General features: G+C 66.7%; 13 protein-coding genes. 5 read left to right on the top strand and 8 right to left on the bottom strand.

The window, feature by feature from the left end:
- Nucleotides 1-102: 102 nt before the first annotated feature.
- Genes CVO77_RS05720 through CVO77_RS05710 form a run of 3 tightly spaced genes read left to right on the top strand, consistent with a single transcriptional unit; the run spans nucleotide 103 to nucleotide 3,862 of the window.
- Nucleotides 103-1,338, top strand: coding sequence for an NADH:flavin oxidoreductase (locus CVO77_RS05720; protein WP_105998284.1), 1,236 nt, complete (start codon nucleotides 103-105; stop codon nucleotides 1,336-1,338).
- On the top strand, nucleotides 1,335-2,129 hold the full coding sequence (locus CVO77_RS05715) for an SDR family NAD(P)-dependent oxidoreductase (protein ID WP_242446111.1): 795 nt from the start codon (nucleotides 1,335-1,337) through the stop codon (nucleotides 2,127-2,129). The genes CVO77_RS05720 and CVO77_RS05715 overlap by 4 nt, the downstream gene beginning before the upstream one ends.
- A 5-nt stretch (nucleotides 2,130-2,134) precedes the next feature.
- Complete coding sequence (locus CVO77_RS05710; protein ID WP_242446110.1) at nucleotides 2,135-3,862, top strand: FAD-binding protein; 1,728 nt, start codon at nucleotides 2,135-2,137, stop codon at nucleotides 3,860-3,862.
- Between the two features lie 57 nt (nucleotides 3,863-3,919).
- On the opposite strand, the gene CVO77_RS05705 is transcribed toward CVO77_RS05710, so the two are convergent.
- The gene (locus CVO77_RS05705; RefSeq protein ID WP_105998283.1) at nucleotides 3,920-4,576 is read right to left on the bottom strand and encodes a nuclear transport factor 2 family protein; all 657 of its coding nucleotides are present in this window, start codon (nucleotides 4,574-4,576) and stop codon (nucleotides 3,920-3,922) included.
- A gap of 158 nt (nucleotides 4,577-4,734) precedes the next feature.
- Between CVO77_RS05705 and CVO77_RS05700 the strand changes: the two genes are divergently transcribed.
- Nucleotides 4,735-5,193: a nuclear transport factor 2 family protein gene (locus CVO77_RS05700; protein ID WP_105998282.1), complete on the top strand. Its 459-nt coding sequence runs from the start codon at nucleotides 4,735-4,737 to the stop codon at nucleotides 5,191-5,193.
- A gap of 6 nt (nucleotides 5,194-5,199) precedes the next feature.
- Here CVO77_RS05700 and CVO77_RS05695 read toward each other — a convergent pair whose 3' ends face one another.
- From CVO77_RS05695 to CVO77_RS05685, 3 genes are all read right to left on the bottom strand, one after another.
- Complete coding sequence (locus tag CVO77_RS05695) at nucleotides 5,200-6,885, bottom strand: N-acyl-D-amino-acid deacylase family protein (RefSeq protein WP_105998281.1); 1,686 nt, start codon at nucleotides 6,883-6,885, stop codon at nucleotides 5,200-5,202.
- A 132-nt stretch (nucleotides 6,886-7,017) separates the two neighbouring features.
- On the bottom strand, nucleotides 7,018-7,260 hold the full coding sequence (locus CVO77_RS05690) for a hypothetical protein (protein ID WP_105998280.1): 243 nt from the start codon (nucleotides 7,258-7,260) through the stop codon (nucleotides 7,018-7,020).
- The gene (locus tag CVO77_RS05685; protein WP_105998279.1) at nucleotides 7,260-8,312 is read right to left on the bottom strand and encodes a Leu/Phe/Val dehydrogenase; all 1,053 of its coding nucleotides are present in this window, start codon (nucleotides 8,310-8,312) and stop codon (nucleotides 7,260-7,262) included. Before CVO77_RS05685 ends, CVO77_RS05690 begins: the two co-directional genes overlap by 1 nt.
- A gap of 123 nt (nucleotides 8,313-8,435) precedes the next feature.
- Here CVO77_RS05685 and CVO77_RS05680 point away from each other — a divergent pair, with 123 nt between their 5' ends.
- A complete protein-coding gene (locus CVO77_RS05680; protein ID WP_105998278.1) occupies nucleotides 8,436-8,897 on the top strand; it encodes an Lrp/AsnC family transcriptional regulator in 462 nt (153 codons plus the stop codon).
- A 21-nt stretch (nucleotides 8,898-8,918) separates the two neighbouring features.
- Here the strand turns inward: CVO77_RS05680 and CVO77_RS05675 are convergent, their stop codons facing one another.
- Genes CVO77_RS05675 through CVO77_RS05660 form a run of 4 tightly spaced genes read right to left on the bottom strand, consistent with a single transcriptional unit; the run spans nucleotide 8,919 to nucleotide 13,062 of the window.
- The gene (locus CVO77_RS05675; protein WP_105998277.1) at nucleotides 8,919-9,584 is read right to left on the bottom strand and encodes a spermidine synthase; all 666 of its coding nucleotides are present in this window, start codon (nucleotides 9,582-9,584) and stop codon (nucleotides 8,919-8,921) included.
- Between the two features lie 7 nt (nucleotides 9,585-9,591).
- Nucleotides 9,592-10,842, bottom strand: a complete 1,251-nt coding sequence (locus CVO77_RS05670; protein ID WP_105998276.1) for an N-succinylarginine dihydrolase — start codon at nucleotides 10,840-10,842, stop codon at nucleotides 9,592-9,594.
- A 1-nt stretch (nucleotide 10,843) separates the two neighbouring features.
- Complete coding sequence (locus tag CVO77_RS05665) at nucleotides 10,844-11,857, bottom strand: arginine N-succinyltransferase (RefSeq protein ID WP_105998275.1); 1,014 nt, start codon at nucleotides 11,855-11,857, stop codon at nucleotides 10,844-10,846.
- On the bottom strand, nucleotides 11,854-13,062 hold the full coding sequence (locus CVO77_RS05660; protein WP_105998274.1) for a hydrolase: 1,209 nt from the start codon (nucleotides 13,060-13,062) through the stop codon (nucleotides 11,854-11,856). The genes CVO77_RS05665 and CVO77_RS05660 overlap by 4 nt, the downstream gene beginning before the upstream one ends.
- Nucleotides 13,063-13,100: the final 38 nt, after the last annotated feature.

Below are 13,100 nucleotides of genomic sequence, written 5' to 3'. Positions count from 1 at the left end.
CTTTCAAGTGATTCGTAAAAATATTATCATTAAATTACGCATGATCTTGACATATAACTCATATCACCGTCAATTGCGTGAAACACCTGCGGGAGAATATTCATGTCCGGCGCATCTGGCGAGGCTTTCCGCCCGTTGACCATCGGGCCGCTGCGGCTGCGCAATCGCTTCATCAAGGCCGCCACCAACGAGGGTATGGCCAAGAAAGGGCTGGTTTCAAAGGGGCTGGCGCTGTTCCACGAGCGGACGGCCGAAGGCGGGGCGGCGATGTCGACCGTCGCTTATTGCGCGACCAGCCGCGACGGACGCACCTTTGTCGATCAGGTGACGCTCGACCGCGACTCGGTCGCCGACTTTCGGGCGCTGACCGACGGCGTCCACCGTCATGGCGCGGCGGCCTGCGCGCAGATCACCCATGCCGGCTCCTTCACCTTTCTCGATCAGGCGCAATTGCAAGCGCGGCGGCCGCTGTCGTCGAGCGGCGGCTTCAACAAGGTCGGCATGCTATCGGGGCGCTGGTTCAAGAAGCGCATGACCCGCGACGAGATCGCCGCGATGACCGACGAATTCGTCGCCGCGGCCCGGACGGCGCGCGAGGGCGGGTTCGACGCGGTCGAGCTGCACATGGGGCATGGCTATCTGCTCAGTCAGTTCGTCTCGCCGGTCTATAACAAGCGGCGCGACGATTATGGCGGCACGATCGCGAAGCGGATGCGCTTTCCGGTCGAAACGCTGGCGCGCGTGCTTGACGCGGTCGGCAAGGATATGGCGGTCGTCGTCAAATACAGCATGACCGACGGCGTCGGCCGCGGCAACCGGATCGAGGACGGGGTCGAGATCGCGCGGATCCTCGAACGCGCCGGCGCGCATATGGCGGTGCTGTCGAACGGCCTCAACGTCGAATCGATCACCGCGATGTTCGGTTCCTCCTTCCCAAAGGCAAACCGCGCCTCGAACCCCAATCCAATCATCCGTCTCGGCATGTGGCTGCAATCGCTGACCGAGCCGCGACATGTCGAATTTCATGAAAATTACCTGCGCGACCTGGCGCTTCGGGTGCGCGGTGCGACGGCGATGCCGCTTGCCTATCTGGGCGGCATCCAGTCGATCGAGGGCGTCGACCAGGCGATGGCCGACGGCTTCGACGCGGTGGCGATGGGGCGGATATTGATCCACGATCCGGGGATCATCAACCAATGGACGGCGGGCGGCGCGCACAAGTCGGGCTGCACCGCGTGCAATCGGTGCGTGTCGATGATGTATCTGCCAAGCGGCACGCATTGTATCCTGACCGGACCACAGGACGCCGCCCTCAACCAGACGGCAGCGGGAGCATGAACCAGATGAGCGGAGCATTGAACGGCCGGGTGGCGATCGTCACCGGCGGCAGCGACGGTATCGGGCTGGCGACCGCGCAGATGCTGGCGCAGCGGGGGGCGACGGTGGCGGTCTGTGCGCGGCGCGCCGAGCGGCTGGCGGCCGCGAAGACGGCGATCGAGGCGGCCGGGGGCGTGTGCGAAATCCACACCCTCGACGTCACCGATTTCGACGCGCTGGCGGCGCTGATCGACGATGTCGCGGCGCGGCACGGGCGGCTCGACATGCTGGTCAACAACGCGATGTCGACCCACTATGCGCCGCTCGCCAAGCTCGGCCTCGATCATTGGCGTAAGGATTTCGCGGTCAACGCCGACGCGGTGTTCGTCGCGACCAAGGCGGCGATGGCGATCATGGTGAAGCAGGGCGGTGGGGCGATCGTCAACGTCTCCTCCTCGTGCGGCATCCGCGCGGCGACGAACATGGCGAGCTATTCGGCGTCGAAGGCGGCGCTGACCCATTTCACCGCCTGCGCGGCGATGGAGGGCGCGCGGCACGGGGTTCGCATCAATGCGATCGTTCCCGGACAGGTGCAGACCGCTGGAACCGAGGAATTCGCTCGCAAGGCGCCCGAGGTCGCGGCGCTGACCGCCGACGCCATTCCGATGGGACGCGGCGGCCGTCCCGAGGAGCTGGCCGAGGCGATCTGTTTCCTGCTGTCCGACGCGGCGAGCTACATCAGCGGGGTCGCACTGCCGGTCGATGGGGGCAAGGCGGCGCAGCTTTACATGCCCTATTCCTATCAGGGTTGACGCGCATGGCACGGATGGACGCGGCGGCGGGCGAACAGGGGGACGACATGGGCTGGGACAAGGAGGTCGATCTGCTGGTCGTTGGGTCGGGCGCGGGCGGGCTGCTGTCGGGGCTGGTCGGCGCGGCGGGTCACGCCGATGTGCTGATCGTCGAAAAGGAAAGCCTGTGGGGCGGCACGTCGGCGACTTCGGGCGCGGGAATATGGATTCCGGCAAGCGACCAGGCCGCCGCCGAGGGGTTTAACGACAAGATCGATGACGCCTTCCGCTATGTCCGCGCGCTGTCGGCCGACAATGTCCCCGACGCCAATATCCGCGCCTATGTCTCGACCGCCGCCGCCATGCTGCGCTGGATGGGACAGAACAGCGACATTCAATATTGCGCCTTTCCCTACCCCGACTATCACGCCGAAAATCCGGGCGGCAGCCCCAGCGGCTATCGCACTCACATGCCGCTGCCGATCGACGGGCGGCAGTTGGGCAGGGAGGTCGAAACTTTGCGCTTCGCGTCGCCCGCGGCCAGCCTGTTCGGCTATCTGAACTGGCATTTCGACGAAACCTATATGCTGCTGTTCCGGCAAAAGGGCTGGCAGCTTCACCTCGCCAAAAGCCTCGCGCGCTATTGGCTCGACCTGCCGTTCCGCCTCCGGTCGCGCAAGGATCGGCGCCTGACGCTCGGCAATGCGCTGGTCGGCGGGCTGCGCATGGCGCTCAACCGGCGCGGGGTGCCGCTGTGGCTCGCCAGCCCGATGCAGGATCTCGTCGTCGAGGACGGCAAGGTGACCGGCGCGATCGTCCGCCACCGGGGACGCATGCTACGGATTCGCGCGCGCAAGGGCGTGATTCTCGCCGCGGGTGGCTTCGACAAGAATGCCGCGATGCGCAGCGACCATGCGCCGCTTTATCCCAATGCCCTTTATTCGGGCGGCACGTCGGGCAACACCGGCGACAGCATCCGCGCGGGCGTTGCGGCGGGCGCCGATACGATGAACATGCAGTCGGCCTGGGCGGCGCCGGTCTTTTACGTGCCGGGCGAGGATCGCGGGCGATTGTCGACGATCGAGCGCGCGCTGCCCGGCAGCCTGATCGTAAACCAGCGCGGCGCGCGCTATCTGAACGAGGCCGCCTCCTATCATATCGTCGGGCAGCAGATGGCGCGGCGCGAGGCCGAGCATGGCGACGCCTCGCCGAGCTGGTTCGTCTTCGACCATCGCTATCGCCACAATTATCCCGTCGGTCCGCTGCTGCCGCTGATGCCCGACTGGTTTCAGCGCGGCGACGTGCGCGCGATCCTGAAAAAGGGTGCGACGATCGCGGCGCTCGCCGCCGACATGGGGGTCGATGTGGCAACGCTGGCGGCGACCGTGTCGCGCTTCAACGAGCATGCCGCCGTCGGCCGGGACCCCGATTTCCAGCGCGGCGAGGCGACCTATGACCAGATGTACGGCGATCCGCGCGTCGCGCCGAACCCGTGCCTGCGGCCGCTGACCGAGGGCCCCTTTTACGCCATGCCGATCTATCCGGGCGACATCGGCACCAACGGCGGCCTGCGCACCGATGACAAGGCGCGCGTCGTCGATGGCGGGGGCAAGCCGATCGCCGGGCTCTACGCGATCGGCAACAATGCCGCATCGGCGATGGGCGAGAGCTATCCGGGCGCGGGGGTGACGATCGGCCCGGCACTGACCTTTGGCTATATCGCGGCGCGCGATGCCCTGGGCGTGAATGATTGAGGGCAGGGCAGGCGGCGTTTCATCGCGCCAGCGACGGCGCGTTCGCCGACCGGACCATCAGTCGGCGCGGACCTTGACCTTTGGCGCCGCCTGGCCGCGGCGCATCTGGTTCAGGAACTGGTCGAAAGGGGCGGGCGGCGGCAGCGGCGTGTCGGGCGCCCCCGCGCGCTCCCAAAATTCGGCATAGCTCGGGAACAGCTTATGGAAATTGCCCTCGGTCGCGTCCGATCCGGGCCAGCGCATCTTGTCCGGCCCGACCGGCGGCTTGTTGAGGTCGGTCGCGTACCAATAGAGCGGCAGGCGGCGGGCGAAATACCAGCGCGGGCCGTCGGGGCCTGCGGCGCGGACATAATCGTCGACATACATCATCTGCATGATGACCCATTCGCCGCCGCCGTTCGCGACCGGGGTTTCATGCTCATTCTTTGAATAGACCACGCCATGGGCATGATCGGCATCGTCGAATTCGATGATATGGCCGCCGATATGGTGCGAGGTGCCGGTGAAGGGCGAACGCAGCGTCGCGTCCATATAAGCGCGCAGCGCCTCGCGCCCGCTCGCCCCCTTGCCGACGCGGACATCGGCGGGGAACAGCGACACCATGGCGTCCATGTCGCGCATGTCGAGCGCGAGCGCATATTTGGCGGGAAGCTGACGGATGGCGTCGAGCGCTTCGAGACGCGCGATACGATCCTCGATCGTCAGATGTGTCATAGGGCCTCTCGATCACGGAACAGGAGAATCCATGTCATTATCATTCCGCAAATGCAATTATATATTGCTATAATGGCATGATTTGCGTAAAATATACCGGCATGGGATCGCGATTGGGAGGCTGCAATGCGTTATGAGCTGGCGCCTGGGTTCGTTCTTTGACCGCCGACGATTATTTCGCAATCCAGCGGCTCATCAACCTCTATTTCCTCCTTGTGGATGAAGCGGGGTTCGATGCCGCGGGGGCGCTGTTCGACCGGGCGGAAATCCTCTATACCGCGACCGGCCGGCGCATCATTAACGACGGGGCGGCGGTTGCGGCGCTGATGCGCGGGTTCGTGCGGCTGCACGGGCCAGAAGCCCGCCCGCTCACCCGCCACCATAGCGGCAATCTGATCATCGAATCCGATGGCGACGATCGCGCGGCCGCACGGTGCAGCGCGATCATCTTTCAGGCCGCCGACGACTTCCCGCTCCAGCCGATCGCCGAGGCAAGCTATGCCGACCGCTTCGCGAAGGGCACGGGCGGTTGGTATTTCACGCACCGCGAAATGGCGCTGACGCTGACCGGCGACCTCAGTCGGCATTTGCTGCGCGGGGTTAATACGCCCGCCTGATTGCGATCAGGGGCAGTGGTTCCACGCCGGGCCGCGCACCGCGCGTCCAGGCGTCGCGCCGCTATGCTCGCCATCCTTGAGCACCGCGACGCCGTTCACATAGACGTCGCGCATCCCGACCGAATATTGCTGCGGCTGCTCGAAGGTCGCGCGGTCGACGATCGTCGCGGGGTCGAACACCACGACATCGGCATAATAGCCGGGTTTCAGCGCCCCGCGTCCGGCAAGACCGAGGTTCGTCGCGGGAAGCGAGGTGAGGCGGCGCACCGCTTCTGCCAGCGGGATCAGCTTTTCGTCGCGGACATAGCGGCCGAGCAGGCGCGCGACATTGCCGTAAGCGCGCGGATGCGTGCTCGATTTCAGGAACACGCCTTCGGGCGCCTGCGATTCGGCGTCCGAACCAAAGCTCATCCACGGCAGTCGGATCTGCTTACGGACATTGTCCTCGGACATCAGGAAATAGATGGTGCCGACGCGCGAGCCATCCTCGACGACGAGGTCCATCGCGGTTTCCTCGGGACTTTTGCCGCGTATCGCCGCGACCTCGGCGAGCGTCTTGCCGGTCAGCGACTTGAGCGCGTCATTCTTGAAGCCCGAAAGGATCATCTTGTCGGCGCCCGCGCCAAGATAGAGATTTTCCCAATCGCTGCCGGGCTTCTGCATTTCGGCGGCGACGCGCGCGCGGATCGCGGGGTCTTTCAGCCGTTCGATCCAGGCCTCCAGCCCGCCGGCCTGCACCCAGGTCGGCATCGCGGCGTCGAGCCCGGTTGCGCCGGCGGTATAGGTGTACATATCGGCGGTGATCCGCAGACCTTGCGCGCGCGCGTCCTCGATCTTCTTCACAATGGCATCGAGCTTGCTCCAATTATCGCGCCCCGCCATCTTGAGGTGATAGATTTCGGCGGGCGCGCCCGATTTGCGCGCAATCTCGATCAGTTCGTCAACGGCTTGCCCGATCCGGTCGCCCTCCGATCGCATATGGCTGATATACATGCCGCCGCATTTCCCCGCTTCGCTCATCAGCGCGACCAGCTCGGGGGTTTCGGCATAGGAGCCGGGGGCATAGATGAGCGAACTGCCGATGCCGAGCGCGCCCTCGTTCATCGTCTGCCGGACGAGCAGTTTCATGCGGCCGAGCTGCTCGGGGTTCGGATCGACGTCGCCTTCGCCGAGTTCGTGGACGCGCACCGTCGCGGCGCCGACGAAGCTCGCGATGTTGGTCGAGATGCCGCGCTTTTCCAGATAGGTGAAATAGTCGCCGAGGCTGGTCCATGCGATCGGGTATTTGATGTCACCCTGACGCTCGGTTTCCTGGCGCTTCATCGTCGCGTTCAGCGGTCCCATCGACCAGCCTTCGCCCATCACCTCCAGCGTCACGCCCTGACGGATGTCGCTCTGGCTGCGCGGGTCGGCGATCAGCGATTCGGTCGCCCAGCTCAGCATGTTGATAAAGCCCGGCGCGACCGCCAGGCCCTTGGCCGCGACTTCGGTCCGCCCCTTGCCGACGACCTTGCCGACCGCGACAATGCGGTCGCCCCGAATCGCGACGTCGCCGACGATGGGCGCCTTGCCCGAGCCATCGTAAACCGTGCCCCCGCGGATCACGACATCATAGGCGGGCTCGGCCGCGGAAGCGGGAGCCGCGCCGGCGAGCAGCATCAGGGCGAGAGGGAAAGTCCGACCGAATGCCATGCGCTTCTCCCGTTCTTCCCGCAAAAGTCCAGCTGCGCAGGCTCATCAGCGAATCCAACAGCCCGTCATCGGCGCGCGTGGATTCCCGCGCCAGCGCTTCTTCATAGCCTTTGGCGACGGTATAGGCATGGCCTATCGACGAATCGATAGGCTTCTCTCACCGACCTCGATCACCGCGAACATCTCGCCGAGCTTGGCGGCAAGAATAGCCGCGTGCGCCGGGTCGAGACCGGCGACCGCCACCTCGATGTGCATATGCTGGCGCAGATGGCGCATCCGCATCGTCGACGGGATGATCGCGCGCTGCGCGAAGAAGCCGAGGATGCGGGGAAGCGATTGCGGATCGGGAATCGCGGCGATCCGGAAACAGTGCATCAGGCGGCAACCCGCTCGCCGCCGGCGATGACCGCTTCGGCCATGTCGTCGGCGACCAGAGCGGGCGAGCGCCCCTCGCGCGCGGCGCGGTCGAGCAGCGCGGTGACGCGCGGCGCGATCTGTGCAACGCGGGCTTCGACGTCGCTTTCATTCTCGCCCAGATATTCGGCCGAGACGCTGATGATTCCGCCCGCGTTGACGACATAGTCGGGCGCATAGGCGATGCCGCGGTCGCGCAGCATGTCGGCGACCTCGGGCGAGGCGAGCTGGTTGTTCGCCGCGCCGCAGACGAGCTTTGCCTTCATCGCGCGGACGCTGTCGCGGTTCAGCGCGCCGCCGAGCGCGCAGGGGGCAAAGATTTCCGCCCGCGCCGACGCAATCTCGCCAACATCGACGACTTCGGCGCCGAGGATGGCGCGAAGCCGGTCGCGGCGTGCCGGGTTCGGGTCGGCGATCACCAGCCGCGCCCCGGCGTCGGCGAGGTGGCGGCAGAGGTCAGCGCCGACATTCCCCGTTCCCTGCACCGCGACGGTCAGGCCGGCGAGATCGGTGTCGAGCGCGAAGCGCGCCGCCGCCCGCATCGATTCGAAAACGCCGCGCGCGGTCCATGGCGACGGGTCGCCCCCGGCGCGGCCTGCGGCGGGCGGAAGTCCCGCGACATGGCGCGTCGTGCGCGCCACCTCCTGCATGTCGGCGACCGACGTCCCGACATCCTCGGCGGTCACATAAGCGCCGCCAAGCTGCTCGACCGCGCGGCCGAAGGCGCGGAACAGTTTCGCGCGATCGAAAGCGCCCTCGGGCTTTCGCAGCACCGCCTTGGCGCCGCCTAGCGGCAGGCCGGCGAGCGCATTCTTGTAGCTCATCCCTTCCGCCAGCCGCAGCGCGTCGGCGAGCGCTTCGTCGATGCCGGGATAGGCCCAGAACCGGCAGCCTCCCGCGCCCGGGCCGAGCGTCGTCGAGTGAATCGCGATCACGCCGTCGAGACCGCTTTCGGGGTCGTGAAGGCGGACGCATTCGACCGGCGGGGCCAGGCGGGTGGGGCGGGCAACCATCAATCTCTCCTCTGATGAGGGGGCAATATGGCATGGTTGCTGCGGGCAATCTCGGTCGTGTTTCGAGGAGGAATGGCGAAATTTGGGATATTTATTCCTGTATATTTGCCATATGGAGAACAAATGACCGACCTTGATCCATTCGAGATAAAAATCCTCCGCGAGATGCAGCGCGACGCGAGCCAGACGACCGCCGAGATCGCCGAGCGCGTCGGCCTGTCGGTGTCGCCCTGCTGGCGCCGCATCGACCGGCTCGAGCGTGACGGCTTCATCCGCAAGCGTGTCGCGCTGATCGACCGGCGCCGGGTGGGGCTCAACGCGCATGTCTTCGCGCAGGTGAAGCTCAACGCGCACGGCCGCGCCAATCTCGACGAATTCAGCGCCGCGATCCGTGGCTTTCCCGAGGTGCTCGACGCCTATGTGCTGATGGGCACGACCGACTTCATGCTACGTATCGTGGCGAAGGACATCGACGCCTATGAGCGCTTCTTCTTCGACCAGCTCAGCAAATTGCCGGGGGTTCAGGAAATCAACTCGACCGTTGCCTTGTCCGAAATCAAGGCGACCACCGAATTGCCGCTTTAGCGGGTACCCAAGCGCGCGGCCTTATCGTGCGAACCAGATGACGTGGCGTGCGCCCTTGCCGCCCGCGCGGGCGCGCACGCCGACCTCTTCCACCCGAAAGCCCGCTGCCGCGAGCCGCCGCGCGAAGCGGGCATCGGGCGCGGCCGACCAGATCGCCAATATCCCGCCGGGCCGCAGCGCCGCCTTGGCCACCGCCAGGCCGGCGGGCGAATAGAGGCGGTCGTTCGCCGGGTGGGTCAGCCCGTCGGGGCCATTGTCGACGTCGAGCAGGATCGCGTCATAGCGGCCGGGCGCCGCCGCGATCGCCGCGCCGACGTCGCCCATGACCAGATCGACGCGCGGGTCGTCGAGGCAGCCTGCCGCAAGCTGGGCCATCGGGCCGCGCGCCCAATCGACGATCGCCGGAACCAGTTCGGCGACGGTGATTTTCGCTTCCGGCCCCAGCATCGCCAGCGCCGCGCGCAGCGTAAAGCCCATGCCATAGCCGCCGATCAGTAAATGCGCGGCATTGGGGCTGCGCAGCCGGTCGCAGCTCATCACCGCGAGCGCTTCCTCGGACCCGCTCATCCGGCTGTTCATCAGCTCATTGCCGCCGATCGCGATGATATAGTCGTCGCCGCGCCGGAACAGGCGCAGCGTCTCGCCACCCGGAACCGCGGCGGTGTCGATCAGTTCGCGGATTTTCACCCGACGATCAGGCCAGTTCGGCGAGGTCGAGCGCGCCCAGCAACGCCGCGCGCGCGCTGCGCACCTCGGCGGTGAGCGCCGACGAAGCCAGGTCGCCGGGCGCAATCGCCTCGGGCCAGTGCCGCGTCACGACCTCGGCGATGCGGTCGAGCTTCGCCGCGTCGGCGAGGAAACGCGAATCGATGCGCGCCGGATCGGCGACCACGCGCAGGCGCAGGCAGGCGGGGCCGCCGCCGTTCGCCATCGACTGGCGGACGTCGACGGGCAGCAGGCGGCGGATCGGCCCGTTGCCCGCGACATGCGCCTCGAGCCAGTCCCAGACCGGCCTCGTGTCGCGCGCCTCGGTCGGCAGCACCAGCCCCATGCCATCGCCATCGGGCAGGCTGACGAGCTGGGCGTTGAACAGATAGGATTTGATCGCTTCGGGCAGGCTGACCGCGCTCGCGGGCACTTCGACGATCTCGACTTCGGGGAAGGCGGCGCGGATTTGCGCGTGGGCGCCTTCGCGATCCTCGAACGCGGTTTCGTGCGTGAACAACACCCGCTCGTTCGCCACCGCGACGACATCATTGTGGAAAGCGCCGCCCTGAATCGCGGTGTCCGACTGGCGGATGAAGAGGGTGCGGGCGGGGTCGAGCCGATGCTTGCGCGCGATCGCCTTCGATGCGTCGAGATGCTGGCGCGCCGGGAAGCGGCCGCCGCCCAATCCATAGACGAAGATCTCGACCCCCGGCGAGCCGTGCCCGTCGCACAGGCGCATATGGTTCGCCGCGCCCTCGTCGCCAAAGGGGGCGGGGACCGGGCCGTGGACGGCAAAGGCGGGATCGGCGAAGGCAAGGCGAAGCTGCGCAAGCGTCCCCGGCCATTCATGGCTGCGATGCGGCATGGTGACGAGGTTGGCGACGGTCAGGTGGCATTTGCCGTCGTCGCTGTCGGGTGCGGGCGACACGGTCGCGGCGTTCGCGGCCCACATCGACGACGCCGACCAGGCCTGTGCGCGCAGATGCGGCTCGGCGCCTTCGAGCGAGGTGCCAAGCGTTTCGAGCCACGGCGCGTCGGGGCGATCCAGCGGCATGAACAGACCTTGGGGCAGGCCGAGCGCGATCGTGTGGCACATCTTTTCGATGCCCTGCAACGCCGCGGCGCGCGGCTGCGATACGCCGCCGGCATTGCTTGCCGATGCGATATTGCCGCGGCTGAGCCCGGCATAATTATGCGTCGGTCCGATGATGCCGTCGAAATTGATTTCGGTGAGCATGTCAGCGCCCGATCCAGCTTATTTCGTCGCCGACACCGACGCCCAATATCCGCGCCGCCTCGGCATCGATCGCGCCGCCTTCGCCCATGCGGCCGAAACAGCAGCGGAAATCGGCAAGCCGCCCGGTCGCGATCAGCGCGTCCGCGCCGCCCCCGTCTCCACCATCGCCGATCGCCGTCACCTCGACCTGCCTGGCGTCGCGGATGCTTGCGACCTGGTCGGTGCGTGCGGTCATCGTCGGGCCGCCATCGAAGATGTCGACATAATTTTCGAAGGCGAAGCCCTCATTTTCGAGCATCCGCATCGCGGCGCGTCCGGTGGGATGCGGGATGCCGATCACCGCGCGCGCGGTGTCGGGCAGCATCGCGATATAGACGGGGTGCTTGGGCATCAGGTCGGCGATGAACTGGTTGCCGTGGACCGCGTTGAACTGGTCGGCCTCCTGGAAATTCATCCCGAAGAATTTGCCCGCTACCCCGTCCCAGAAGGGCGAGCCCCCGGCTTCGTCGATCACCCCGCGCAGTTCGGCGAGGATGCGGTCGCCGAAGCGTGCGCGGTGGCGCGCGATGAACAGGTAGCGCGATCGCGCGAGCAGCAGCCCGAGCCCGCCGGCGCGCGCCGCGGGGTGCAGGAACAATCCGCCGACCTCGCTCGCGCCGTTGAGGTCGTTGCTGAGCATCAGCACCTGCGCGTGGAAGGTGCGGTCCAATTGCTCGCTATGCTTGCTGTCGGTGCCGATGCGATAGCTGTAGAAGGGCCAGCGCTGGCCGACCTGCCCGAAAATCTGGCAGGTGCCGCGCACCTCACCGCTGTCCAGATCCTCCAGCACCATCAGATACAGATCGTCGCCCGGATATTCCCTGTCCGATGCGAAACCGGCTTCGGCGCGTTCGAGCTTGGCGCGCAGTGCCTGCCGGTCGGGGGGCAGGTTGGTGAAGCCGCCGCCGGTCAGCTTCGCCATTTCATAGATGCTTTGCAGATCGCCCGGTGTGGCCGCCCGGATCACATAGTTCACACAGTCCCCCGTTCCGCTATTCTCGCGATGGTAAGCGCCGACAGCCGCGCGCGCTCGGCGAGGCTGTCGGTGATCAGAAATTCGTCCGATGAATGGATGGCGCCGCCGCGCGGGCCCATCGTGTCGACGACGGGCACGCCGCACGCCGCGATATTATTGCCGTCGCAGACGCCGCCGGTGGCGTTCCAGCCGATGCTGAGGCCCAGCGCCGCGCCGCAGTCGCGCACCAGCTCGAACAGGCGCGTCGCCGCCGGGTCGAGCGGCTTGGGCGGGCGGTTGAAGCCGCCGTGGAGGTGGCAGTGAACGTCGTGGTCGCGCTGGATGTTGGCGATAGTGCCGCGTAGCGCCACTTCGGCGGCGGTCATCGCGGCGGGAGTCATCGGGCGCATATTGACGCGCAGGATCGCCTGATCGGGGACGACATTATTGGGGCCTCCACCATCGATTTTGGCAGGATTAACCTTTAATTCCAGGGATTTAAGTGCATTCAAGCGCAGCGCGAGATCGGCGGCGGCGACGAGGGCGTTGCGACCCTCCTCGGGGTTGCGACCGGCGTGCGCCGAACGGCCGTGAATCAGCACCGAAAAGTTGCCGCTGCCAGGTCTTGCGCCCGCGAGCGTGCCGTCGGGAAGCGCAGGTTCGTAGGTCAAAGCCGCGATTTTGCCCCTGGCAAGTTCGGCGATCAGCGCCGCCGAAGCGTGGCTGCCCGTCTCCTCGTCGCTGTTGATCATCACGTCATAGCCGACGCGCGGTGCGAGCGGCGAGGCCTCGATCGCTTTCAGCGCCGCGAGGATCACCGCGATGCCGCCCTTCATGTCGGCGGTGCCGGGGCCGTTGAGCACGCCGGGCTCCCGCCATTGGAGCGACTGGAACGGGTGGTCGGCGGCGAACACCGTGTCCATATGGCCGGTCAGCAGCAGTTGCACCGGCGCGTCGGGGCGGACGCGAAGATGCAGGTGGTCGCCGCGCTGCGTCGTCCTGACGGTCCCGGCGGCATCGACGCTTTCGACCGGGTCGGGCGCGACGAGCCGCACCGTGCCGGGCAGCGCGGCGAAAGCGTCGGCGAGCAGCCCCGCGACGGTTTTCAGCCCCGCCAGATTGCCGGTGCCGCTGTTCACCTTCGCCCATTGCTCGACCTGGGTCAGCATCGGGGCGTCGGCGGCGCGGTCGAGGATGGCCTGTTCGGTTGCCGTAGGGGTCTGCATGTCCAGCGTATAGCCAGAGCGAGGGGGTTTTGGCGACC

Origin of the sequence: Sphingopyxis lindanitolerans (assembly GCF_002993885.1) — a bacterium.
In the GTDB taxonomy this organism is placed as follows: domain Bacteria; phylum Pseudomonadota; class Alphaproteobacteria; order Sphingomonadales; family Sphingomonadaceae; genus Sphingopyxis; species Sphingopyxis lindanitolerans.
Note: the sequence above shows the minus strand (reverse complement) of the source record. Positions and strands in the feature narration are given on the sequence as shown.

Coding starts and splice junctions, on each gene's coding strand:
- CVO77_RS05720 (WP_105998284.1), top strand. CDS start 103: ATGTCCGGCGCATCTGGCGAGGCTTTCCGCCCGTTGACCATCGGGCCG.
- CVO77_RS05715 (WP_242446111.1), top strand. CDS start 1,335: ATGAACCAGATGAGCGGAGCATTGAACGGCCGGGTGGCGATCGTCACC.
- CVO77_RS05710 (WP_242446110.1), top strand. CDS start 2,135: ATGGCACGGATGGACGCGGCGGCGGGCGAACAGGGGGACGACATGGGC.
- CVO77_RS05705 (WP_105998283.1), bottom strand. CDS start 4,576: ATGACACATCTGACGATCGAGGATCGTATCGCGCGTCTCGAAGCGCTC.
- CVO77_RS05695 (WP_105998281.1), bottom strand. CDS start 6,885: ATGGCATTCGGTCGGACTTTCCCTCTCGCCCTGATGCTGCTCGCCGGC.
- CVO77_RS05690 (WP_105998280.1), bottom strand. CDS start 7,260: ATGCACTGTTTCCGGATCGCCGCGATTCCCGATCCGCAATCGCTTCCC.
- CVO77_RS05685 (WP_105998279.1), bottom strand. CDS start 8,312: ATGGTTGCCCGCCCCACCCGCCTGGCCCCGCCGGTCGAATGCGTCCGC.
- CVO77_RS05680 (WP_105998278.1), top strand. CDS start 8,436: ATGACCGACCTTGATCCATTCGAGATAAAAATCCTCCGCGAGATGCAG.
- CVO77_RS05670 (WP_105998276.1), bottom strand. CDS start 10,842: ATGCTCACCGAAATCAATTTCGACGGCATCATCGGACCGACGCATAAT.
- CVO77_RS05660 (WP_105998274.1), bottom strand. CDS start 13,062: ATGCAGACCCCTACGGCAACCGAACAGGCCATCCTCGACCGCGCCGCC.